The following is a 22,317-nucleotide window of genomic DNA, read 5'->3' as shown; positions in this document are numbered from 1 at the left end:
CCGAGCGCACCACGAGCAGGGCCGAGCTCGACCCTGCCCCACCGGTCTACGGCGTGGGGCCCGGAGGATCGGCGTGCTCGCGACGCCGCCGGTGGCGGATCACGAGGCCGGCGACCGCCGCGGTCAGGAGGGCTCCCGCGGCGCTGACCGTGACGAGGGAGAGGTGGTCGGCCGCCGTGGGGGTGGCGGCGGCCGTCGCTGACATCGACCCGTCGGCGGTCGCAGGGGCCGGTGCGGGCGTGCCGGTCTCGGGTGCGGACCCCGGCGTCGTGGCGGCCGACCCGTCGGGCAGGCTCGTGAGCGACGGTTGCGGCGTCGGCGGCCCGGCCTCGCCGGGGGCGACGAGCGTGCCCACGGGGGTCACCCTGTCGGCGTTGGCGAAGCCCCAGTCGAGCAGAGCTGCCGTCGGCTTCCACGAGCCCGTGATGCTTCCCATCTGCGCGACGACGAGGGTGCGGCCACCGCGCGTCGCGGCACCGATGAAGGTGTGCTGGGCGCGGTCGGTGCGGCCGGGCTTGATACCGATGGCGCCGGGGTAGTGCCGGAGCAACTCGTTGATGTTGTAGACGTGAAACGGCTTCCACTCCTTGCCCTGCTTGTCCTTGCCGCCCGGGAAGACCGCGTCACGCTTCACCACCGCGGCGCGGAAGGCCGGCAGGCGCATCGCATCGCGGGCGATGAGGGCGAGGTCGTAGGCGCTCGATCGCTGGTTGCCCTCGTCGAGCCCGCTGGGGTCGACGACGACCGTGTCGTGGGCACCGATCTCTCGGGCCGTGTCGTTCATCAGGGCGACCGTCTTGTCGTAGCCGCCGGCTGCGTCGGCGAGGGCGTAGACGGCGTCGTTGGCCGAGAACATCAGCATCGCGTCGACGAGGTTGCCGACGGTGTAGCGATTGCCGGCGAGGATGCCCACCCGCGAGCCGGCAGCCTCCTGCGCGTCCTCGCTCGCGACGACGACCCTGCGCGGGTCGAGCCGGGGCATGAGGGTCAGTGCCGTCAACGTCTTGAGGGTGCTGGCCGGCCGGAGCCAGGCGTGCGGTGACTTCGCAGCGAGGATCTCGCCGGAGTCGAGGTCGGCGATCACGTAGGAGACGTCATAGACCTCCGGGGGAGGAGCCACGCCGGCACCCAGCTCTGCGACGACCCCGCTCTCGCCGAGCCGCTCGCCTCCGACGACGGAGCCGGGCGCCCACTGCGGGTGATCGAAGGGCATCGGCGGGGCGTTGCGGCAGATGACTCGTGGCTTCGCGGGCTTGGCAGGCTTCGTGGGCGTCGCCGGTTTCGCGGTCGACGACGCCGTCGCTGCGGGGGAATTGGCGCGCGCCGTCGAGGGCGCGCTCGCCGAGGTCGACGGGGCAGCTGGCGGGGGAGGGAAGACCCGTGGCGTCAGGACCACTCCCGGCGGCACCGTCGTCGGGGTCTGCCAGGGCCGACACGTCGGCGCCGCGGCGGGCGCGTTGCCAGCCACCCCGACGACCCGGGCTGACTCGAGAACGGGCGAGGCGGCATACGCCGTCGTGACGCCCGCGAGGAGCGGCAGGAGTGCAAGCGCGACCCCCGCGGCGTGCACCGGCAGGCTGCGGCGGCGGTGAGGGGGCTCGACCGTCATTGCCGGGCCAGACTAGCCCCCGGCCCGCGGCGGGCTGCATACACTGCGCACGTGAACCCGTGTCCAGTGTGTGCGAGCCCCACCCGAGAGCTCCGCCTGTCGCGGACCACCGACCGCGAGTACCGGCTCCACCGGTGCACCGCCTGCGGCACCGCCTGGGCCTTCCCGCGCCCGACGGAGCAGGATCTCGCCGACTTCTACGGTGCCGCCTACTTCACCGCCGACACGGGCTTCGGCTACGGCGATTACGACGGGGCGAGCTGGGCGGGGGTCCAGGCCGTGCGGGCCTGGGACGAGCTGCACGAGTGGGCGCCGGAGATCGAGGGCGTGTCGAGCCGTCGACTCCTCGACGTCGGAGCCGCCACCGGCGAGTTCGCGCTGCGGGCGCAGGCAGACGGGTGGGAGGCCGTGGCCTGCGAGGTCGGCGACACCGCTCGAGAGGCAGCACGGGCCAAGGGCCTGACCGCCGTTGCGACGATCGACGAGGCACCGGGAGCCTTCGGCGTGATCAGCATGTACCACGTGCTCGAGCACCTCATCGACCCCCTCGCGGTCCTGCGGCTGGCGCGCCGGGCCGTCGCGCCGGACGGCTACCTCGTCATCGAGCTGCCCCAGTGGCACAGCGCCGGACGGATCGTGCGGCGCTCGGCCTGGGCGCAGTTCCGTCCGCCGGAGCACATCAACTTCTTCTCGCGGCGCAGCCTCGCGACGACCCTGGGTCTCGCCGGGTGGGAGGTGGTGCACAGCTCGACGCCCTACCCCCATGCCGGGCGGCTCGCCGTGGATGCCGCCCGCCGGGGGCGGCTGCGGGAGGCCGGCGAGCAGTCCGCGAAGTGGGCACTCGGCCGGGCCGGTCTCGGCGGCTACCTGCGCACCGTCGCCCGTCCGGTCTGACACCCGCCACCCTCGACGGGTGCGCGCGACGGCTCCCGGGCCGGACGGCATACCCCCGCGCATGACAACGGCCCACCCCGTCACGCGGGGTGGGCCGTTGTCACGGGCGACCGACGGTCACGCTCACTCGCCGTGCGCGAGGGCGTGCCGCAGGTCCTTGTTGAGCTGGTTGATGACGTCGAGCGGGATCTCCTTGGGGCACGCCGAGGAGCACTCGCCGATGTTCGTGCAGCCACCGAAGCCCTCGTCGTCGTGCTGGGTGAGCATGTTGACGACCCGAGCATCGCGCTCCGGCTGGCCCTGCGGCAGCTCACCGAGATGGGTGATCTTCGCGCCGAGGAAGAGCATGCCGGAGGCGTTGGGGCAGGCCGCCACGCAGGCGCCGCAGCCGATGCAGGCGGCCGCCATGAAGGAGCGGTCGGCCTTGGGCTTGGGCACCGGCACGGAGTGCGCCTCGGGAGCAGAGCCGGTGTTGGCGCTGATGAAGCCGCCGGCCTGGATGATCCGGTCGAAGGAGCTGCGGTCGACGACGAGGTCCTTGATGACCGGGAAGGCGTCGGCCCGCCACGGCTCGATGGTGATCTCGTCACCGTCGGAGAAGCTGCGCATGTGCAGCTGGCACGTCGTCGTGACCTCGGGGCCGTGGGCCTTGCCCGAGATCATGAGCCCGCACATGCCGCAGATGCCCTCACGGCAGTCGGAGTCGAAGGCGATCGGCTCCTCGCCGCGGGCGTTGAGCTGCTCGTTGAGCACGTCGAGCATCTCGAGGAAGGACATGTCCTCGGAGATGCCGCTCACCGGGTAGGTGACCATCTCGCCCGTGGCCTTCGGGCCGGCCTGGCGCCAGATCTTGAGGGTGAGGTTCACTTGTAGCTCCGCTGCTTCATCTCGACGAATTCGTAGACCAGGTCTTCCTTGTGCAGGGTGGGTGCGCCGTCCTGGCCACCCCACTCCCAGGCCGCGACGTAGGCGTACTCGTCGTCGTGGCGCAGCGCCTCGCCGTCCTCGGTCTGGCTCTCGGCGCGGAAGTGGCCACCGCAGGACTCGCGGCGGTGCAGCGCGTCGATGCACATGAGCTCGCCGAGCTCGAGGAAGTCGGCGACGCGGCCGGCCTTCTCGAGGCTCTGGTTGAGGGTGTCGGCCGCGCCGAGCACCTTGACGTTGCGCCAGAACTCGTCACGCAGGCCCCGGATGAGGTCGATGGCCTTGAGCAGGCCCTCCTCCGAGCGCTCCATGCCGCAGTACTCCCACATGATGTTGCCGAGCTCCTTGTGGAAGGAGTCGACGGAGCGGTCACCGTTGATGGAGAGCAGCTTCTGCACGCGGGCGTCCACGGAGGCACGCGCCTCGACGACGGCCTCGTGCGACTCCTCGAGCTTGGGGAAGGGGCCCTTGGCGAGGTAGTCGCGGATGGTGTTCGGCAGGACGAAGTAGCCGTCGGCGAGCCCCTGCATGAGGGCGCTTGCGCCGAGGCGGTTGGCGCCGTGGTCGGAGAAGTTCGCCTCGCCCGTGACGAAGAGGCCGGGGATGGTCGACTGGAGGTCGTAGTCGACCCAGAGGCCGCCCATCGTGTAGTGCACCGCGGGGTAGATGCGCATCGGCACCTCGTAGGGGTTCTCACCCGTGATCCGCTGGTACATGTCGAGCAGGTTGCCGTACTTCTCCGCGACGGCCTCGGCGCTCATGCGCTTCAGGGCGTCGGTGAAGTCGAGGTAGACACCGCGGCGGAAGTCGCCGACCTTGGGGCCGACACCCCGACCCTCGTCGCAGACGTTCTTGGCCTGGCGCGAGGCGATGTCGCGGGGAACGAGGTTGCCGAAGGAGGGGTAGATCCGCTCGAGGTAGTAGTCGCGGTCCTCCTCGGGGATCTGCCGGGGGTCCTTCTCGCAGTCGGCGGCGTTCTTCGGCACCCAGATGCGACCGTCGTTGCGCAGCGACTCCGACATGAGCGTCAGCTTGCTCTGGTGCTCGCCGGCGACGGGGATGCAGGTCGGGTGGATCTGCGTGTAGCAGGGGTTCGCGAAGTGCGCGCCCTTGCGGTGCGCACGCCACGTCGCCGTGACGTTGCTGCCCATGGCGTTGGTCGAGAGGAAGAAGACGTTGCCGTAGCCACCGGAGGCGAGCACGACGGCGTCGGCGAGGTGCGTCTCGATCTCGCCGGTGACGAGGTCGCGGGCGATGATGCCGCGGGCCTTGCCGTCGACGATGACGACCTCGAGCATCTCGTGGCGGGCGAACATCTCGACCGTGCCGGCCGCGACCTGCCGCTCGAGGGCCTGGTAGGCGCCGATGAGCAGCTGCTGGCCCGTCTGGCCGCGGGCATAGAACGTGCGCGACACCTGGACGCCGCCGAAGGAGCGGTTGTCGAGCAGGCCGCCGTACTCGCGGGCGAACGGCACGCCCTGGGCGACGCACTGGTCGATGATGTTGGCGCTGACCTCGGCGAGGCGGTAGACGTTCGACTCGCGCGAGCGGTAGTCGCCGCCCTTGACGGTGTCGTAGAAGAGACGGAACGTCGAGTCGCCGTCCTCCTTGTAGTTCTTGGCGGCGTTGATGCCACCCTGCGCGGCGATCGAGTGGGCTCGGCGCGGGGAGTCCTGGTAGCAGAAGGACTTCACGTTGTAGCCGGCCTCGCCCAGGGTGGCCGCCGCCGCGCCACCGGCGAGGCCGGTGCCGACGATGATGACGGTCAGCTTGCGGCGGTTGGCCGGGTTGACGAGGGCCGCCTCGAACTTGCGGGTGTTCCAGCGCTCGGCGATCGGGCCGCGGGGAGCCTTCGTGTCGACGATCGGCTCGCCCTCGCGGTAGAGGCCGTGCACGAGGGTGTCGGGTGCGGGGGCCTCCGGAGAGTCCGTGGCGGGAGCCTCGGGGGCCTCGGGGGCGATGGTGTCGCTGTGCAGGTCGGTCATGCGGTTCAGCCCTTCACGATTCCGAAGAGGATGGCGAGCGGCGGCAGTGCGAAACCGATGGCCGTGACGAGCGCGATGACGGTGGCCACCGACTTCGCCGTGCGGCGCGACCGCGCGGACGAGGTCCAGCCGAGCGTCTGCGAGGCGCTCCAGACGCCGTGCCACAGGTGCATCCCGAGCGCGACGAGCGCGAGGAGGTAGATGAGCACGACCCACCACACCTGGAAGCTCGAGATGACGAGCTTGCCGGCGCTGTCACCGGCGGCCTCGGGGCCGACGTTGAACTTGAGGATCGTGAACTGCAGCAGGTGCCACACGAGGAAGAGCAGCAGCGCCACGCCGCCCCAGCGCATCATCCGCGACTTCAGCGTCGCCTTCGCCGCCTCCTTGGCGACGTAGCGCGTCGTGCGCGCGCCGCGCGCCCGGCTCCACAGGTAGAACGCCGACCAGGCGTGGGCGACGAGCGCCACGACGAGCAGCGCACGGAAGAGCCAGAGGAATCCGCCGAAGGGCAGGATCGGCATGAGGATCGTGCGCAGGTGCAGGGCGTACTCGTCGAAGGCCTCGACGCCTCCGAAGATCTTGAGGTTGCCGTACATGTGCACGAGCACGTAGAAGACGAAGAGCGCGCCCGACAGTGCCATGAGCAGCTTCATGAACACGGTGGTGCGACGCGCCGACGCGGGTCGGGGTTTTCCCGTCACTGGGAGGGTGTTGGTGGCCACAGGCGCACCCTATCGCCGCGTTTGCGCGAGCCCCATCTCGTACCCCCGGGTAGCACCCCCACTGTGACAATCTCAACAAGAACCCTCGACAACCTCCCGCGGGGTGCGTCTGCCACGCGGGTATGCCGTCCGGTGGCCTCATGGTGGCAGCCGCGCTCCGTGGGGCGGTCCGTAGGGTGGGCCCATGGTCGCCTCCCAGCCGGTCTCCGGCGTCACCGCAGCGCTCGACTGGGTCATGGACAAGTCCCTCGTCCTCGGCTACACGAAGGTCGGTCCGGCGCTGCGTCGCCGGTGGTGGCCCGCCGACCCCGAGCCCGGGGTACTGACCGGACGGCACGTGCTCGTCACCGGCGCCACGGGCGGCCTCGGACTGGCCACGGCTCGCGGACTCGCCGGGCTCGGCGCCGTCGTCCACGTGACCGGGCGGGACGCCGGCCGGCTCGACCGGGCCCGCGCCGTGCTGCTCGGGGGCCAGCCCGGTGCCACCGTCGAGACGCACGTCTCAGACGTGAGCGACCTCGCGGGCACGGCGGAGTTCGCTCGCGATCTCGCCGCCCGGGTGCCCCGGCTCCACGCCGTCGTGCACAACGCCGGGGTGATGCCGCCGCAGCGCACGACGACCGATGAGGGCAAAGAGCTCGCCCTCGCGACGCACGTCCTCGGCCCGCACGTCCTGACGTTCGGCCTGCGCGAGTCGCTCGCCGCCGGAGGGCGCGTCGTCATCGTGACCTCGGGTGGCGCCTACGCGCAGCGCCTGGACGTCGACGACCCCGAGTTCACGCGGGGCACCTACTCGGGCACGGCGGCATACGCCCGCACGAAGCGGATGCAGCTGGTGCTCGCGCCGCTGTGGGCGCGAGAGCTCGCCGTCGACGGCGTCACCGTCTCCTCGATGCACCCCGGATGGGCTGACACGCCGGGTGTGACGGAGTCGCTGCCGGGCTTCGCCAAGGTCACCGGGCCGCTGCTGCGCGATGCCGAGCAGGGCGCCGACACCGCGGTGTGGCTGGCCGCGACCGGAGAGCCGATCCCCTCGGGCAGGTTCTGGCACGACCGGCGCCAGCGCGCCATGCACTACGCGCCGGTGCGCGTCGAGACGCCGGGTGAGGTCGAGCGGTTCTGGGCCTTTGTCTGCGAGACCACGGGAGTGCCCGGGACGGCGCGCTGATCCGACCGGACGGCATACGCCGGGGTGCGCGGTGCGTCAGGGGCGCAGCCAGCAGGTCCAGCGGACGATGCGCAGGTAGCCGAGCCGCTCGTAGACCGGCTGGCCGTCGTCGCTCGCGATGAGCACGGCCGCCTGCTCGGGCCAGGCGGTCGTCGCCGCCCACGTCAGTGCCGCGCCCGCGCCCTTGCCGCGCGCGGTGGAGAGGACGGCGACGTTCTCGACCACGGTGACGCCCGCGGCGGAGTGGGCGGCAGCGGTCGCGACAGGCACGCCGTCGTCGTAGCCGACGAAGACCCGCGTCGGGCCGACGACGACGTCGGGGCGGTAGAAGTCGCCCGGCGGCAGGCCCGCCATGTCGGGCATCGGGTAGCCCTCGATGAGCACGCGCTCCGCGTCCTGCAGCTCCTGCGCCGTCGTCGCCTCACGCACCTCGAGAGGCGTGGTCGGCGTCGCCGTCACGGTCGAGGTGGGCCGGAACATCAGCGGCGGGTGCCCCACGAGCGCGAGCCCGTGGGCCGAGAGGTCTGGCGTCGGGAAGGGGCTGATGACGATCGCCGACACCCCGGCGGGGTATGCCGCCGACAGGCCTTCCACGGTCGAGGCCCAGTCGCGCGGTGGGCTGGTGACGATCGCCCAGTTGAGCAGCGCCGAGGCCCCGCCGCCGCTGCCCGCGCACCAGTGCGGACCCTCGGCGAAGTCGCCGCGCGCGGCTCCCGTCAGCGCACGGGCCCAGGAGACGTGGGCGAGGACGGCCTGACGCTCGACCGAGTCGCCGGGGTCGAGGTCGTCCTCCCAGCCGGTCGTGAGGTACTCGCCCTCCTCGGGCAACATCGAGCTCATGGCTCCACTGTCGCGCCGGGCGGCGTTGTGTGGTCGGGATTTCGGGAGATCGGCGCGGTCAGCCCGCGGGCGTCGGGCTGGGCGCGACGTAGAGGTCCCTCTTGATGCACACCTGCGACCGCGACGTCGGAACGCACGTGTAGCCCGTGCTGACGAGCCGGCGCACCTCTGCCACATAGGCATTCCACTCCGGGCGGTCGACCTCGTCGCGGATGTTCTGGTCGACGATGAGGGCATCGGCCCTGGGCAGGCAGGCGTAGATCTTGTCGAAGACGGCCTTGCCCTCGAACGAGTAGTGGTGGAAGCGCGGGCAGACCAGATCGAGGGAGCGGAGTCCTACTGCGTGCGCACCGTCGTCGTTGGCGCCGGCCCGGGCGTAGGTGCGCACCTTGGGCTGCTGGTCGAGCACGACGCTCTCGACGGAGGTGCGCCCGAGTGCCGCGACCCTGCTCGGGAGCTCGCGTGCGGACTCGAGGTAGTAATAGGGGTGCAGGGTGCCGCCGGTGATGAAGGCGGCGAGGACGACGATCCCGACCGCGCGCCAGGGCTGGCGCGAGGCGAGCGACCCGGGCGGGGCGGGGGAGTCTGCGTGGTCGCCGGCAGCGACCGCCTGCGAGAGCCTGAACGCGACGAGGACGAGGGCGAGGCAGCCCGCGACGTAGAGCGACTGGCTGTGGTGGGCCCACTGGCCGCTCGCGCCGATGACGAGGATTGCGGCGACGAGGGTCGCTGCCGTGAGGTCCCAGACCAGTTCCTTGCTGACGACCGGGGCGGCGCCGGCGTCCTCGGCGTCGTCCGGCCCGTGCTGGTCGCGGCGACGCCCCACGGCCAGGAGCGCGAGGAGGACGGCGGAGATCGTGATGAGCCCGCCGCCCCGGCCGTCCTCGGGGATGGCGTTGAGCAGGTGCCCGACGAAGCTGCCGTAGCGGGACTGGGAGAGGGAGCCGTCGGCATACTGCACGTTGGACACGAGGATGTCGACGAAGGCGCCCAGCTCGCCCCGCACCCACATGACCACGAGCACCGCGGCGGCCAGGAGGACGGAACTGGCAGCGGCGCGTGCGACCCCGAGCCAGGTGCGGCGGTGCCAGGCCGCCGTGAGGATCGCCGCGACGGCGATCGGCACCATGATCTCCTTGCTGAGCAGCAGCACCCCGGTGAGCAGACCCGCGACCACCCACCGCCGCCGCACCGCCAGGGCGGCGACGGCGAGGCAGAGGGCGACGCCCGGCAGGTGCGTCATGCCGGGGCCGTAGGCGTTGCCCGTGACGACGACCGGCACACCGGCGAAGGCCACGACGAGACCGACGACGCAGCCGACGCCCGCGGCTCGGGCGAGCGAGCGGACGGCGAGGCAGGCGATGATCACCCACGCGATCTCGATCGCGATGTCGGCATACGGGCTGACCAGCCGGCCCGCCGCGAGCTCGGCGTAGAAGAGCGGACCCTTGTTGTCGACGACGTCGACGTAGAGGCGGTCTCCGGCGAGCAGCCGCTCGGCCATGGAGACGTAGCTGCCGTGGTCACCGAAGAGGCTCGGCACCATGCGCGGGAGGGTGACGAGCCAGACGAGGACGATGCCGGTCATCGCGGCGACGGAGCCACCGCTCAGCCCGTGCCCCGAGCCCTCGGGCGCGGTGGTCGGCTGCTCTGGGGAGGTCGGCTGCCCCGCGGAGGTCGGCTGCTCGGGGGCGGTCGGCTGCCCCGAGGAGGCGGCGCTCTCGGTCTGTCGTGCCGTCATGTCAGCTCGAGACGTCCTTGGGCGGTCAGGGTCTCGACGATCTTCTTGACCTCCTGCGCTCGCTCCGGGCGCGTGATGAGCAGGGCGTCCTGCGTGTCGACGACGACGAGGTCGTCGACGCCGATGAGCGCGATCAGCCGGCCGCCCGTCGCGACCGTGGCGGTGGAGTCGATGCTGATGACGTCGTCGGCGGGCCCGATGACCTTGACCCCGGGCACGGTCTCCGAGACCTCGATGAGGTCCGAGAGTGAGGTGAAGTCGCCGATGTCGTCCCACCCCATCGCGGCCGGAACGACGGAGACGCGCCCGGCCCGGGCGGCGGGCTCCGCGACGGCGTGGTCGATCGCGATCTTGCGCAGTGCCGGCCACAGGTCGCGCATGCGGGACTCGTCACCGGCGATCGTGCGCAGGTGGCTCGTCATCTCGGGGTGCTCCTCGGCGAGCATCTCGAGCAGGGTGGTGGCGCCGACGACGAACATCCCTGCGTTCCAGCGGTATTCACCGGTGGCGACGTAGTCCTTCGCCGTGTCCGCATCGGGCTTCTCGACGAAGTCCGCGACGCGGCGGGCGGACGGCGCCCCCTCGACCGAGAGCGCCTCGCCGAGGCGGATGTAGCCGAAGCCCGTCGCCGGACGGGTCGGCTCGATGCCGATGGTCACGAGGTCACCGCGGCGGGCCAGCACGACGGCCTCCGCGATGGCGCGGTCGAAGGCCTCGGTGTCGGTCACGACGTGGTCGGCGGCGAACGAGCCGAGCACCGCCTCGGGGTCGCGGCGCTCGAGGATCGCGGCCGCGAGGCCGATGGCCGGCATCGAGTCGCGCGGGCTCGGCTCGGCCACGACGGCGTCTCGCGCGAGCATCGGCAGCTGGCCGCGCACGGCATCGAGGTGGGCCGCTCCGGTGACGACGAGGATGCGGTCGCCGGCGAGGGGCTCGAGCCGGTCGTAGGTCGCGCGCAGGAGCGTCTGCCCCGACCCCGTGAGGTCGTGGAGGAACTTCGGGTAGTCCCTGCGCGAGAGGGGCCACAGGCGCGTGCCCGACCCGCCGGCCGGGATGACCGCCCAGAACCCATCGATGCCCGTCATGGGCAGAGGGTAGCGACAACCGCGGTCGTCGCCGCGCGGGTCGACATTCCGCGGTATGCCGTGTGCACCTCGAATCGGAGAGCGGTCCGGGGTGAACCGGGGACTGACCGAAAGCCGACGAACTGCTCTTTCGATCGGGGAAGAGGTCGAAACGCTCAGGCGATGTCGCGGCGACGGAGCCCGGCGAGCCCGACTGCCGTGAGCGCGACCGCGACGACGACGAGACCCAGCACCGCCGCGGTGTCGAGGGTGCCGCCGGGCAGGTGGGAGAGGTGGTCGAAGGGGGACACGGCGGTCATCCACGACGGGAGGTTCATGATCGGGCCGAACTCGCCGAGCACGAGGAAGCCGATGAGCACGGCCCACACGAGCCCCGTCAGGCGCGGCACGAGCCCGACGAGCAGCACGGCCACGGCGATGCAGACCCACACCGCGGGCAGCGCCGCGAGCGCCCCGCCGGTGAGCCGGCCCACTGAGCCGGCCACGTCGCCCGTGCGACGCCCGTCGAGCAGACCGGCGACGACGCCGGCCACGGCGAGCACGAGGGCGGTCGCGGCGACGGCGACGACGATGTGCGAGACGCCCCAGCGCAGCCGGGTGACCGGCGTGGCGAGCACGGCCTCGGCCCGCTCCGACGTCTCCTCCGTCCGCATCCGCGTGGTCAGGGCGATCCCGAGAGCCGCAGCGGCGATCGCCGCGAAGCGCAGCTCGGTGGCGAAGAAAGTGTCGATGATCGTGCCGGCCCCGCCGCCGAGCTTGCGCAGCATCTCGGCGATCTCGGGCGAGTCGACGAAGGACTGCACGCTGCCCCCGAGCGACCCGACGACCGCGCCGAGCACGACGAAACCGATGGTCCACCCGATGACGGTTCCGCGCGCGAGACGCCGGGTGAGGCCACCGACCGTGCGGAGCGAGCCGCGAGCCGGCCCCGGGCGGCTCGGCAGGACGCCGGCGCCCAGGTCGCGGCGCTCGAGGAGCGCGAAGGCGACGAGGACGAGGACGGCATACGCGACGACGCCGACGACGAGCACCCACACGCGGTTGGCGCCGTAGGGCTCGACCTTCTCGGCCCAGCCCAGCGGGGAGATCCACGTGAGGACGCGCGCCGGACTGTCGCTGCCCGCCGCGTCGCCGAGCGCCCGCAGGAGGTATGCCGCCGCGAGCGCACCCAGCGCGAATCCCGCTGTGCCACGGGCAGTTTCGGTCATCTGGGCAGACACCGCGGTCACCCCGACCCATGTCAGGCCCATGACAGCCCAGGACACCCCGAGTGCAACCGAGCCAGCGCTGTCGAGCCCGACGGCGACGGCGCCGAGGATCGTCAGCACCGACGTGCCGATCACCGCCGCGGTGGCGAGGAGCACCGCCGCAGCCAGCGGCGCGCGTCGGCCGACGACCCCGCTGCCGAGCAGCTCGAGGCGCCCCTCCTCCTCCTCGGTGCGGGTGTGCCGGCGCACGACGACATAGGCGAGCAGGCAGAGGAAGACGCCACCGAGCAGGACGGTCTTGAAGGTCGCGAGGGCATCGACGGTCAGGCTGGCGACCGGCCCGTAGATCGCGACGAGGGCCGGGTTGTCGAGCGTCTCGCGCAGCGCCGGCGACGCGAGCGACGGGTCGGGGTAGAGGTCGAAGGTCGCCTGGGCCGAGCCCGCCACGACGGCCATGAGCGTCACGGCGCTCACCGGGATGAGGACCCGGTCGCGCCGGGCCGCGAGGCGCAGCAGCCGCGTCGTGCCCGTCAGGCCGCTGCCCCTGGCGCTGCCCACCCGGGGGCTGCTCGGTGCGGTGGGTGCGCTGGTGCTCGTCATGGCGTCGCCGCTGGCACGCGGTACTGCTCCATGAAGAGCTCCTCGAGCGTCGGCGGCGCGCTCGTGAGGCTGTGGATGCCGAAGGTGCCGAGGTGCTCGAGGACGGCGCCGAGGTGGCCGCTCTCGACCGCGCACGTGACGTGCGTGCCGGAGACGACGGCGCCGGTGACCCCGGGGAGCGCGGCGATGTCGGCCTGGTCGGCCGGGCGATCGAGCGTCGCCTCGAGCGTCGTGTGCGAGAGGTGCCGCAGCTGGGTCAGCGTGCCGGACTCGACGTTGCGGCCGTCGCGGATGATGCTCACCCGGTCGCAGACGGACTCGACCTCACTGAGGATGTGGCTCGAGAGCAGCACGGTGCCGCCCGCCGCGCGGAACTCGCGCACGGCGTCCTTGAAGACCGCCTCCATGAGCGGGTCGAGCCCCGAGGTCGGCTCGTCGAGCAGGAGCAGCTCGACGTCGGCGGCCAGGGCCGCGACGAGCGCCACCTTCTGCCGGTTGCCCTTGGAGTAGGACCGGCCCTTCTTGGTCGGGTCGAGGGCGAAGCGCTCGATCATGTCGGCGCGGCGCTGATCGTGCAGCCCTCCGCGCAGGTTGCCGAGCAGGTCGATGACCTCGCCGCCGGTGAGGTTGGGCCACAGCGCCACGTCTCCGGGCACGTAGGCGAGGCGCCGGTGCAGCGACTCGACCTCGTGCCACGGGTCGCCGCCGAGCAGGGTGGCGCTGCCGCCGTCGGCCCGCATCAACCCGAGCAGGATGCGCAGCGTCGTCGACTTGCCCGCGCCGTTGGGGCCGAGGAAGCCGTGGATCTCGCCGGTCTGCACGTCGAGGTCGAGGCCGTCGAGGGCGACCGTCCGTCCGAAGCTCTTGTGCAGGCCCTGCACCTGGATCGCAGAGGTCATGGTCTCGACGATACACAGGATTCACGATTAACTGAATATAGTGAGTCATCCGAAATGTCATCGATCACGATCCAGGAGGTGCGGTGGCCGCACGACCACCCGTCCGCGACGAGCGCGCGGTCGCCGCCTACGTCGAGAGGTTCGGCGCCTCCCTCACCGACGCCGGCATGCCTCGCCTCGCCTCGCGCGTCTTCGCCTGCCTGCTCTCGGACGACGACGGCCGCATGACGGCCGCAGAGCTGACCGAGGCCCTCGAAGTCAGCCCCGCCGCGATCTCGGGGGCGGTGCGCTACCTCACCCAGACCTACCTCATCGGTAAGGAGCGCGAGCGCGGCTCCCGCCGAGACGTCTACGTCGTGCAGAGCGACGCGTGGCACGGCGCGATGCTGAGCCGTGACCGGGTGCTCGCGCAGATCGAGTCGAGCCTGAGGTCCGGGGTGCCCGCCGTCGGCGGCACCTCGGCCGCCGCCGGCCGGAGGCTGCAGCTCTCCGTCGAGTTCCTCTCCTTCCTCGCCGAGCGGATGGGCGACATCGAGCAGGAGTGGCAGGTCCGCAAGGCCGAGATCACCCGGGACTGGCCTGCTGACCACTGACCCCGCCGGACGGCATACGGCAGCGGCGACGTGACATCGGCAACGATCCGCCGCGCTCGGGGTGCGGGCGAGCACCCCGCCGTTACGCTCGGCACCATGGCTGACAGCACTGGCGCGCGCTCCGAGTCCGACCTGCCCATCGAGCCCGTCTACGACGCGTCGGCCCTCGAGGGCTTCGACCCGGACGTCAAGCTCGGCGCCCCCGGGCGCTACCCCTTCACCCGCGGGGTCTACCCCTCGATGTACACGGGTCGCCCGTGGACGATGCGCCAGTACGCCGGGTTCGGCACCGCCAAGGAGAGCAACGAGCGCTACCACCAGCTCGTCAAGGCCGGCACCGGCGGTCTCTCCGTCGCCTTCGACCTGCCCACGCAGATGGGCTACGACTCCGACGAGCCGATCGCCCACGGCGAGGTCGGCAAGGTCGGTGTCGCCATCGACAGCCTCGACGACATGCGAACCCTCTTCGACGGGCTGCCGCTCGACACGATCTCGACGTCGATGACGATCAACGCGCCCGGCTCGACGCTGCTCCTGCTCTACCAGCTCGTCGCCGAGGAGCAGGGGGTGCCGGGCGACAAGCTCACGGGCACGATCCAGAACGACGTGCTCAAGGAGTACATCGCGCGCGGCACCTACATCTACCCGCCGCGCGAGTCGCTGCGCCTCATCGCCGACATCTTCGCCTACTGCCACAAGGAGATGCCGCGCTGGAACACCATCTCCATCTCCGGCTACCACATGGCCGAGGCCGGGGCGACGCCCGTGCAGGAGATCGCCTTCACCATCGCCAACGCCATCGAGTACGTCCGCGCGGCCGAGGCCGCGGGCCTGCACGTCGACGACTTCGCACCCCGCCTGTCCTTCTTCTTCGTCGCCCGCACGACCCTGCTCGAGGAGGTGGCGAAGTTCCGCGCCGCCCGGCGCATCTGGGCCAAGATCATGAAGGAGCAGTTCGGCGCGCAGAACCCCAAGTCGATGATGCTGCGCTTCCACACCCAGACGGCCGGCGTGCAGCTCACCGCCCAGCAGCCCGAGGTCAACCTCGTGCGCGTGGCGCTCCAGGGTCTCGGCGCGGTGCTCGGTGGCACGCAGTCGCTGCACACCAACTCCTTCGACGAGGCCATCGCGCTGCCGACCGAGAAGGCCGCGCGGCTTGCGCTGCGCACGCAGCAGGTCATCGCCTATGAGACCGACGTGACGAAAACCGTTGACCCGTTTGCCGGTTCGTATGTCGTCGAGTCGATGACCGACGACATCGAGGAGGCTGCGCTCGCCCTCATCCAGCGCGTCGAGGACCTCGGCGGCGCAGTGGCGGCGATCGAGCAGGGCTTCCAGAAGTCGGAGATCGAGCGCTCCGCCTACCGCGTGCAGCTCGAGATCGACTCGGGCGAGCGCACGGTCGTCGGCGTCAACCGCTTCACCCTCGACCAGGAGGAGCGCTACGACCCGCTGCGCGTCGACCCGACGATCGAGGCCGACCAGCGGGCCCGGCTCGAGGCCCTGCGCGCCGACCGCGACCAGGCTGTCGTCGACGCCGCGCTGGGCCGGCTCAAGGACGCCGCCCGCGGCACCGACAACCTCCTCTACCCGATGAAGGAGGCGCTCGCCGCCCGCGCGACGGGCGGCGAGGTCGCGCACGCGCTGCGCGAGGTGTGGGGCGTCTACCAGCCGCGCGAGACCTTCTGAGCCACCCGGCATACCGCCGCGGTATGCCGTTGAGCCCGGGCAGACGGACCGCCACCACTGACGCTGTGGCCCGGTCTCAGACGGGGTTACGCCGTCACCGGAGCGGTCGTGGCGGTCCGTGTGCGCGTGGCAACGACCTGGCGCAGGGCTGTGAGGACATGGTCCGGGTCGAACATGACCTCGTCCCAGGTGAACCGGATGACCACCCACCCGCGTGCGCCCAGCCCGGTGTAGCGCCGGCAGTCGCGCTTGAGCGCCGCTCGTGTGCCGTGGTTCTCGAAACCCTCTGCCTCGATGACGATTCGCAGCGCCGCGTCCGCCAGATCGACCTTGGCGTAGAACGTCCGATCAGCGATGACGTGCTGCGTCACGACGCTCAGTCCCTCGACCTGGAGGCACAGGGCACGCAGCACCGACTCGAAGGGGTTGGCCGCCCCGCGGTCGGCATGCTGGAGGACCCTCGCGACTCGCCGACGCAGTCGTCGGGGCAGCCGAGCGGCGGCCGTCATGGCGGCGATGGGTGACAGCCCGTCGCGCCAAGCGGAGTCGGCGACGGCGAGAGCCTCGTCGAAGGGCAGGTCGAGGCAGCAGTCGATGACCGTGCGCTCGCGACTCGTCACCCAGCCGTCGACAACCTCTGTCGCTTCGAGGTCGCGCCAGTGGCGTCGCACCCCGGTGCGCGCGGCGGCGCGGAGCTTGCGGCCGCGCGGCAGGGTGAGGTGAGGTAGCTCCGGCTCGTGCTTCACCTGCCAGCCCCAGTGCAGCGCCGCCGTCGTGTGCGATGCCATCGCGCTGGCACCCACGGCGAGGCAGCGGGCGGCGGCCAGGCTGGGCAGGGCATACCGGCCTCTGGCCACCCGCACGATCGCGCCCGATGCGAGGGCAACCCTGATCCGGTGACGCGGGACGCACCGTCGCAGGTCGCGCCACGTGCACGTCCCACCCCGCTGGGCGAGCAGTGCGTGGACGTCCATGGGGCAAGCGTGCCCGGCCCGAGGTCACCGGCGCGGTCGCCCTCCACAGGCAGGCGGACCGCCACGAGCACCGCCGTCGAGCGCACGCGAGCGTGGCCTCGGCGCTCCGCTCGGTTCGTGGAGGTCCGTGTGCCCGCGAGCGAGGAGGGGGTATGCCGCTCAGCGGGGTCGGGCGCCGACGCGGGCTGCCGCCGCGCTGCCTGCCGCGACCCCGGCGGCCAGGGCGTCGGCCGGCGCCTCGCCCGCGAGCCAGGCCGCGAGCAGGCCGGCGTTGAAGGCGTCGCCGCACCCGGTGGCGTCGACGTTGGCGACGTGCGGCGCCTCGGCCGAGACGTCGAGACCGTCAGCGACCCACCGGGCCCCGGCGGCTCCGAAGGTCGCCACGACCTGCTGGGTGTGGCGCAGGATCGCCTCGAGGCCGCCGAGCGTCGCGACCTCGTTCTCGTTGGGCAGCAGCAGGTCGACACCGTCGACCCAGGACAGGAAGGTGCCGACGCCCTCGCGCGCGATGAGGGCAGGCGACTGGGGGTCGACCGACGTCGTCCAGCCGAGCGCGCGGGCCTGGCGCAACGCCTCGAGCCCGGCCGCGCGGGACCCGGTGTCGAAGAGGACGTAGCCCGACAGGTGCAGGTGGGGGAGCGGGTCGTCGGGCAGTCCGAGCGACGCGAGGTCGACGTCTGCCACCGAGAACGCCTTGTTGGCGCCGCGGTCGGGAAACATCGTCCGGTCGCCGTGCGCGTCGAGCAGGATGACGACCATGCACGTCGGCAGCGTCTCGTCGACGCTGAAGGCGCAGTGCACCCCCTCGGCCTCGAGCTCGCTGCGGCAGGCCAGCCCGGCGGCGTCGTGACCGATGCGCGCCAGCAGGGTGACGTCGGCACCGGCCGCTGCGAGCCACGACGCCGAGTTGCCCCCGGCGCCACCGGGCACGAGGGCGACGGCCGACGGAGTGTCGGAGTGCCAGTGGATCTCGCCCCGTGGCCGCGTGATGACGTCGAGCCCGACGTCACCGACGACGACGACCGGGCGACCGCTCACGAGCCGAGCCCGGTCGCGTCGGCGACCGTGCCGGCCACGCCGGCCACGTCGGTCGCAGCCGCCGACTGCGCGACGATCTGCGCCGCCACCTCACCCGCGAGCCGCGCGTTCGACAGCACGAGCTCGACGTTGGCCCGCAGCGACTCGCCGCCGGAGTTGTCGTGGAAGTACTCGAGCAGCCGCGGCGTCACGTCCTTGCCGTGCACGCCCTCGCGCTCGAGCACGGCGAGGCCCTCGGCGACGAGCCGGTCGTGCAGTCCGCGCTCGACCTGCCGGTCCACCGGCAGCGGGTTGGCGAGCACGACGCCCGCGGCATCGGTGCCCAGCCGGTCTCGCGCGACGACCACCGCAGCCGCCTCGGCCGCCGACTCGACCCGCCACGGCACCTCGTGGCCGGAGTCCGACAGGTAGAAGCCGGGGAAGGCGTTGGTGCGGTAGCCGAGCACCGGCACCGAGAGCGTCTCGAGGGTCTCGAGGGTGCCCGGCACGTCGAGGATCGACTTGACGCCCGCACACACGACGAGGACCGGCGTCGAGGCGATCACGCCGAGGTCGGCCGACACGTCGAAGGTCGCGGAGGCGCCCCGGTGCACCCCGCCGAGGCCGCCCGTGGCGAAGACGCGGATGCCGGCGAGGTGGGCGACCGCCGAGGTCGAGGCGACGGTCGTCGCGCCGTCGAGCCCGAGCGCGACGGCGACGCCGAGGTCGCGCATCGACAGCTTGGCGACGTCGGGGGCGGTGCAGATGCGCTCGAGCTCCGAGGGCCCGAGGCCCACGTGCACGACACCGCCCAGCACGGCGATCGTCGCGGGCACGCCGCCGCCGGCGCGCACGGCGTCCTCGATCTGGGCGGCGATCTCGATGTTGTCGGGGTGCGGCAGACCGTGGGCAAGGATCGTGCTCTCGAGCGCGACGACACCGCGGCCGTCCGCGAGCGCTGCCTGCACCTCCTCCTGCACGACGACCGGGGTCGACGGGGTCGACGGGGTCGACCGCGGCGACACGGGCGACGGGGGCACGGTCACGCTCGACATGACAGCAACCCTAGGGCCCGGGCGCCGGCCCGGCCTCAGCCCCCACGCGGGCACGACGCGCACTCGCGCATGCCCGGCAGCGCGTAGATGAAGCAGCACGACACCCGCCTCGGCGCCGGCCCGACCGACACCCCGGCCGCGCCGTCGGCCAGCCGCACGGCCGTCTGCCACATGTCGTCGACGACGCCCCACCGCTGCCGCGATCCCATGACGACGTCCGGCGCGAAGTCGCGCACGACGTCCTCGACGAGCCCGAGGTATGCCGTCCGGGCCAGTTCCAGCGCCGCCTCGGCGCCCGCACCGTGAGCCGTCGCACCCGCGTCCCCCTCGGGGGGTGACAGGCGCGTGAGGCGGTCCGGGTCGACGACGATCCGGTGCGGGTGCAGGCCCGGCGCGAGCTCGAAACCGAGCCCACCCGCGTCGGGCACGACGACCCCCTCACCGAGCCGGACGGCATACGCCAGCGGGGTGGCGACGACCTCGCACCACCACTGGAGCACGAAGGCAGCGGGCACGTGCGGCGGCACGGGAACCCCGTGCATCCGCTCCTGCTGCCCCTGGAGGGCGTCGCGCCAGGGCCTCAGGGGGTCCTCACCGGCACGCGCGCGCGACGTGACGTCGGCGCACCACACCGTCGCGTCCGAGCCCGCCGTGACGACGGTCGTGAAGGGCAGGGCGCGGTCGATCCGCATGAGCAGCGCACGGCCTGCGGCCTGCGGCACGGGCTCGCTCACGGCGTCGGTCCTGCTCTCTGTGGGCGTCGGGGGAGGCCGGCCAACCGGGGTCGAGCCGGGACCGGCCGTTCGGGGTGAGCGTCGGTGGCAGGGCCATCCTCTCGCTAGACTCCCGTGCTCGTGACCCAGTCCGCTCTCGCGATCCCGTTCGAGGCCATCGCCCGTGCCGTCTCCGAGCACGCTGCGGAGCTCGTCGCGATCCGGCGCGACCTGCACGCCCACCCCGAGCTCGCCCGCGGCGAGGTGCGCACGACCTCGGTCGTCTCCGAGCGGCTCGAGCGCGCCGGCATCGGGGTGCGCCACCTGCGGGGCACGGGCCTCGTGGCCGACCTCGGCGCGACGCAGCCGACCCGGCGCATCGCCCTGCGCGCCGACATCGACGCGCTGCCGATCCGTGAGCAGACCGGCCTCGACTTCGCCTCGGCCACCGACGGCGTCAGCCACGCGTGCGGACACGACGTGCACACGACCGCGCTCATCGGCGCCGCGCTCGCGCTGCGCTCCGTCGAGGAGCGCCTCGTCGCCGCCGGGATCGGCGCGCGCCTCATCTTCCAGCCTGCCGAGGAGGTCATGCCCGGCGGCGCCGAGGACGTCGTCGCGCAGGACGGACTCGTCGGCGTCGACCGCATCTTCGCCCTCCACTGCGACCCGTCCCTCGACGCCGGCCAGGTGGGCCTGCGGGTCGGGGCGATCACCGCCGCCGCCGACCAGGTGGAGGTGACCCTCTCGGGTCGCGGCGGCCACACGTCGCGCCCGCACCTCACGCAGGACCTCACGTACGCCCTCGCCAAGGTCGTCACGGACGTCCCCGGCGTGCTCTCACGCCGGCTCGACCCCCGCGCGGGTGCCGCCCTCGTCTGGGGCTCGGTGCACTCCGGTGGCGCGCACAACGTCATCCCCAGCATCGGCAAGGTCGGGGGCACGCTCCGCATGCTCGACGCGAGCGTGTGGGAGGGCGTCGAGCGCCTCCTCGAGGAGGTCGTGCACGCCGTCGTGGCGCCGTATGCCGTCCAGGCCGAGGTCCTCATCACCAAGGGCGTGCCGCCCGTCGTCAACGACGCCGCGTGCATCGACGCGCTCACCGCCGCCGTGACCGGGGCGGGCGCCCACGTCGCGCCGACGCCGCAGTCCCTCGGTGGCGAGGACTTCGCGTGGTACCTCACCCACGTCGTCGGCGCCATGGCGCGACTCGGCACCCGCACACCGGGCGGCCCGACCTACGACCTGCACCGCGGCGACCTCGTCGTCGACGAGGCGGCCATCGGCATCGGCGCCCGCACCCTCGCCGGAGCCGTCTTCACCGCCGCGTCCTCGGCAGCTGGTTCGCCGGGCCTGGGCGGGATTGCTCCTCTTGCTGCGGTCGCGGATCGATAACACTTCCCGGTAGATCCCCCAGTCGGCGCAGATCCTCGCGGTTGCGGGTCTATGGTTCCGTGCTATGTGGGCCGATGTCGTCGTCGGCCCCGCGGAATTTAAGGAGCACCCCTTGCGTCACGCAACCAAGGTCGCGGCCGTCGTCGCCGCCGCCGCGCTCGGCCTCGCGGCCTGCGGAAGCAGCACCCCGGAGACCCCCGCGGGCACCGCGGCCGCCGGAAGCACGAGCGCTGCGGCGGGCAAGAAGCTCGTCGTCGGCATCGCCTACGGCGTCGGCGGTCGCGGTGACCAGTCCTTCAACGCCTCGGCCGCGGCCGGCCTCGACAAGGCCAAGGCCGACCTTGGTATCGAGTACAAGGAGGCCACGCAGGTCAACGGCGAGAGCGAGGCCGCGACCGAGGAGCGTCTGCAGCAGTTCGTCGACGCGGGCGCGACCCACGTCATCGGCGTCGGCTTCGCCTACGCCAAGGCCATCGGTGCGGTCGCCAAGGCCAACCCCGACGTCAAGTTCGCCATCATCGACGACGCCTCCGCCGACTCCGCCGGCCCCAACGTCGCGCAGCTGACCTTCGCCGAGGAGCAGGGCTCCTTCCTCGTCGGCGCCGCGGCTGCCCTCAAGTCCAAGACCAACCAGGTCGGCTTCGTCGGTGGTGTCGCGACCGACCTCATCAAGAAGTTCGAGGCGGGCTACATCGCCGGCGCCAAGGCGGCCAACCCGTCGATCACGGTCAAGAGCCAGTACCTCTCGCAGCCGCCGGACTTCTCGGGCTTCAACGACCCCGCCAAGGGCAAGACGGCTGCCGAGGGCCTCTACCAGGGCGGCGCCGACGTCGTCTACCACGCGGCCGGTGGCTCGGGCTCCGGTGTCTTCACCGCCGCCAAGGCTGCGGGCGCGCTCGCGATCGGCGTCGACTCCGACCAGGCCCTGACCGCCACGCCCGACGTGCGTGACGTCATCCTCACCTCGATGATCAAGAAGGTCGACGTCGCGGTCTACGGCTTCCTCAAGGCCGGCTCCGAGGGCAAGGACATCACGGGCAACAAGGTCTTCGACCTCAAGGCCGGCGGTGTCGACTACGCGACGACCGGTGGCAAGGTCGACGACATCAAGACCAAGCTCGACGAGTACAAGGCCAAGATCATCTCGGGCGAGATCACCGTCCCGACGGCCCCCTGATCTCAGCCTGATCAGAGTCTGACCCC

At 72.2% G+C, this 22,317-nt stretch carries 19 protein-coding genes; 6 read left to right on the top strand and 13 right to left on the bottom strand.

The features are described 5' to 3' along the window. Positions 1 to 46 precede the first annotated feature (46 nt). Positions 47 to 1,609, bottom strand: a complete 1,563-nt coding sequence (locus FBY41_RS01690; RefSeq protein WP_185748840.1) for a serine hydrolase — start codon at positions 1,607 to 1,609, stop codon at positions 47 to 49. A gap of 51 nt (positions 1,610 to 1,660) precedes the next feature. Here FBY41_RS01690 and FBY41_RS01680 point away from each other — a divergent pair, with 51 nt between their 5' ends. After that, complete coding sequence (locus FBY41_RS01680; protein WP_185748839.1) at positions 1,661 to 2,503, top strand: class I SAM-dependent methyltransferase; 843 nt, start codon at positions 1,661 to 1,663, stop codon at positions 2,501 to 2,503. A gap of 123 nt (positions 2,504 to 2,626) precedes the next feature. On the opposite strand, the gene FBY41_RS01675 is transcribed toward FBY41_RS01680, so the two are convergent. The 3 genes from FBY41_RS01675 to FBY41_RS01665 are packed head-to-tail and all read right to left on the bottom strand — an operon-like array spanning position 2,627 to position 6,074. Then, entirely contained in the window at positions 2,627 to 3,370 is a 744-nt protein-coding gene (locus tag FBY41_RS01675; protein WP_141841687.1) for a succinate dehydrogenase/fumarate reductase iron-sulfur subunit, read from the bottom strand. Beyond that, entirely contained in the window at positions 3,367 to 5,412 is a 2,046-nt protein-coding gene (locus tag FBY41_RS01670) for a fumarate reductase/succinate dehydrogenase flavoprotein subunit (RefSeq protein WP_260439500.1), read from the bottom strand. Before FBY41_RS01670 ends, FBY41_RS01675 begins: the two co-directional genes overlap by 4 nt. Positions 5,413 to 5,417: 5 nt before the next feature. Next, the gene (locus FBY41_RS01665; RefSeq protein ID WP_141842994.1) at positions 5,418 to 6,074 is read right to left on the bottom strand and encodes a succinate dehydrogenase cytochrome b subunit; all 657 of its coding nucleotides are present in this window, start codon (positions 6,072 to 6,074) and stop codon (positions 5,418 to 5,420) included. Between the two features lie 247 nt (positions 6,075 to 6,321). Between FBY41_RS01665 and FBY41_RS01660 the strand changes: the two genes are divergently transcribed. After that, on the top strand, positions 6,322 to 7,305 hold the full coding sequence (locus FBY41_RS01660) for an SDR family NAD(P)-dependent oxidoreductase (RefSeq protein WP_141841686.1): 984 nt from the start codon (positions 6,322 to 6,324) through the stop codon (positions 7,303 to 7,305). A gap of 36 nt (positions 7,306 to 7,341) precedes the next feature. Here the strand turns inward: FBY41_RS01660 and FBY41_RS01655 are convergent, their stop codons facing one another. The 5 genes from FBY41_RS01655 to FBY41_RS01635 all read right to left on the bottom strand — a co-directional run bounded on the left by FBY41_RS01655 (position 7,342) and on the right by FBY41_RS01635 (position 13,678). Continuing rightward, positions 7,342 to 8,145, bottom strand: a complete 804-nt coding sequence (locus tag FBY41_RS01655) for a GNAT family N-acetyltransferase (RefSeq protein ID WP_141841685.1) — start codon at positions 8,143 to 8,145, stop codon at positions 7,342 to 7,344. Positions 8,146 to 8,203: 58 nt separating this feature from the next. Then, positions 8,204 to 9,886 carry a hypothetical protein gene (locus FBY41_RS01650; RefSeq protein WP_141841684.1) on the bottom strand — a complete coding sequence of 561 codons (1,683 nt, stop codon included), beginning with the start codon at positions 9,884 to 9,886 and terminating at the stop codon, positions 8,204 to 8,206. Then, complete coding sequence (locus tag FBY41_RS01645; protein ID WP_141841683.1) at positions 9,883 to 10,971, bottom strand: mannose-1-phosphate guanylyltransferase; 1,089 nt, start codon at positions 10,969 to 10,971, stop codon at positions 9,883 to 9,885. Before FBY41_RS01645 ends, FBY41_RS01650 begins: the two co-directional genes overlap by 4 nt. A gap of 155 nt (positions 10,972 to 11,126) precedes the next feature. Beyond that, on the bottom strand, positions 11,127 to 12,779 hold the full coding sequence (locus tag FBY41_RS01640; protein WP_141841682.1) for an ABC transporter permease: 1,653 nt from the start codon (positions 12,777 to 12,779) through the stop codon (positions 11,127 to 11,129). Then, positions 12,776 to 13,678 carry an ABC transporter ATP-binding protein gene (locus FBY41_RS01635; RefSeq protein ID WP_141841681.1) on the bottom strand — a complete coding sequence of 301 codons (903 nt, stop codon included), beginning with the start codon at positions 13,676 to 13,678 and terminating at the stop codon, positions 12,776 to 12,778. Before FBY41_RS01635 ends, FBY41_RS01640 begins: the two co-directional genes overlap by 4 nt. An 83-nt stretch (positions 13,679 to 13,761) precedes the next feature. On the opposite strand from FBY41_RS01635, the gene FBY41_RS01630 reads away from it, so the two are divergent. Together FBY41_RS01630 and FBY41_RS01625 are read left to right on the top strand one after the other, a co-directional pair. After that, complete coding sequence (locus FBY41_RS01630) at positions 13,762 to 14,271, top strand: GbsR/MarR family transcriptional regulator (RefSeq protein WP_141841680.1); 510 nt, start codon at positions 13,762 to 13,764, stop codon at positions 14,269 to 14,271. 96 nt (positions 14,272 to 14,367) lie between these two features. Beyond that, positions 14,368 to 15,960, top strand: a complete 1,593-nt coding sequence (locus FBY41_RS01625) for an acyl-CoA mutase large subunit family protein (RefSeq protein ID WP_141841679.1) — start codon at positions 14,368 to 14,370, stop codon at positions 15,958 to 15,960. An 86-nt stretch (positions 15,961 to 16,046) separates the two neighbouring features. Here the strand turns inward: FBY41_RS01625 and FBY41_RS01620 are convergent, their stop codons facing one another. The 4 genes from FBY41_RS01620 to FBY41_RS01605 form a co-directional block, all read right to left on the bottom strand. Then, complete coding sequence (locus FBY41_RS01620; RefSeq protein ID WP_141841678.1) at positions 16,047 to 16,934, bottom strand: DUF559 domain-containing protein; 888 nt, start codon at positions 16,932 to 16,934, stop codon at positions 16,047 to 16,049. A 159-nt stretch (positions 16,935 to 17,093) separates the two neighbouring features. Then, positions 17,094 to 17,972 carry a carbohydrate kinase family protein gene (locus FBY41_RS01615; protein ID WP_141841677.1) on the bottom strand — a complete coding sequence of 293 codons (879 nt, stop codon included), beginning with the start codon at positions 17,970 to 17,972 and terminating at the stop codon, positions 17,094 to 17,096. Next, on the bottom strand, positions 17,969 to 19,006 hold the full coding sequence (locus FBY41_RS01610) for a pseudouridine-5'-phosphate glycosidase (RefSeq protein WP_141841676.1): 1,038 nt from the start codon (positions 19,004 to 19,006) through the stop codon (positions 17,969 to 17,971). Before FBY41_RS01610 ends, FBY41_RS01615 begins: the two co-directional genes overlap by 4 nt. Before the next feature lie 35 nt (positions 19,007 to 19,041). Then, entirely contained in the window at positions 19,042 to 19,740 is a 699-nt protein-coding gene (locus FBY41_RS01605; protein WP_141841675.1) for a (2Fe-2S)-binding protein, read from the bottom strand. A 120-nt stretch (positions 19,741 to 19,860) separates the two neighbouring features. Here FBY41_RS01605 and FBY41_RS01600 point away from each other — a divergent pair, with 120 nt between their 5' ends. Beyond that, a complete protein-coding gene (locus tag FBY41_RS01600) occupies positions 19,861 to 21,114 on the top strand; it encodes an amidohydrolase (protein WP_375869851.1) in 1,254 nt (417 codons plus the stop codon). A gap of 112 nt (positions 21,115 to 21,226) precedes the next feature. After that, positions 21,227 to 22,291, top strand: a complete 1,065-nt coding sequence (locus FBY41_RS01595) for a BMP family lipoprotein (protein ID WP_141841673.1) — start codon at positions 21,227 to 21,229, stop codon at positions 22,289 to 22,291. The last annotated feature ends 26 nt before the right edge of the window (positions 22,292 to 22,317 follow it).

This window comes from Humibacillus xanthopallidus (assembly GCF_006716675.1).
GTDB classification, from domain to species: Bacteria; Actinomycetota; Actinomycetes; order Actinomycetales; family Dermatophilaceae; genus Humibacillus; species Humibacillus xanthopallidus_B.
Note: the sequence above shows the minus strand (reverse complement) of the source record. Positions and strands in the feature narration are given on the sequence as shown.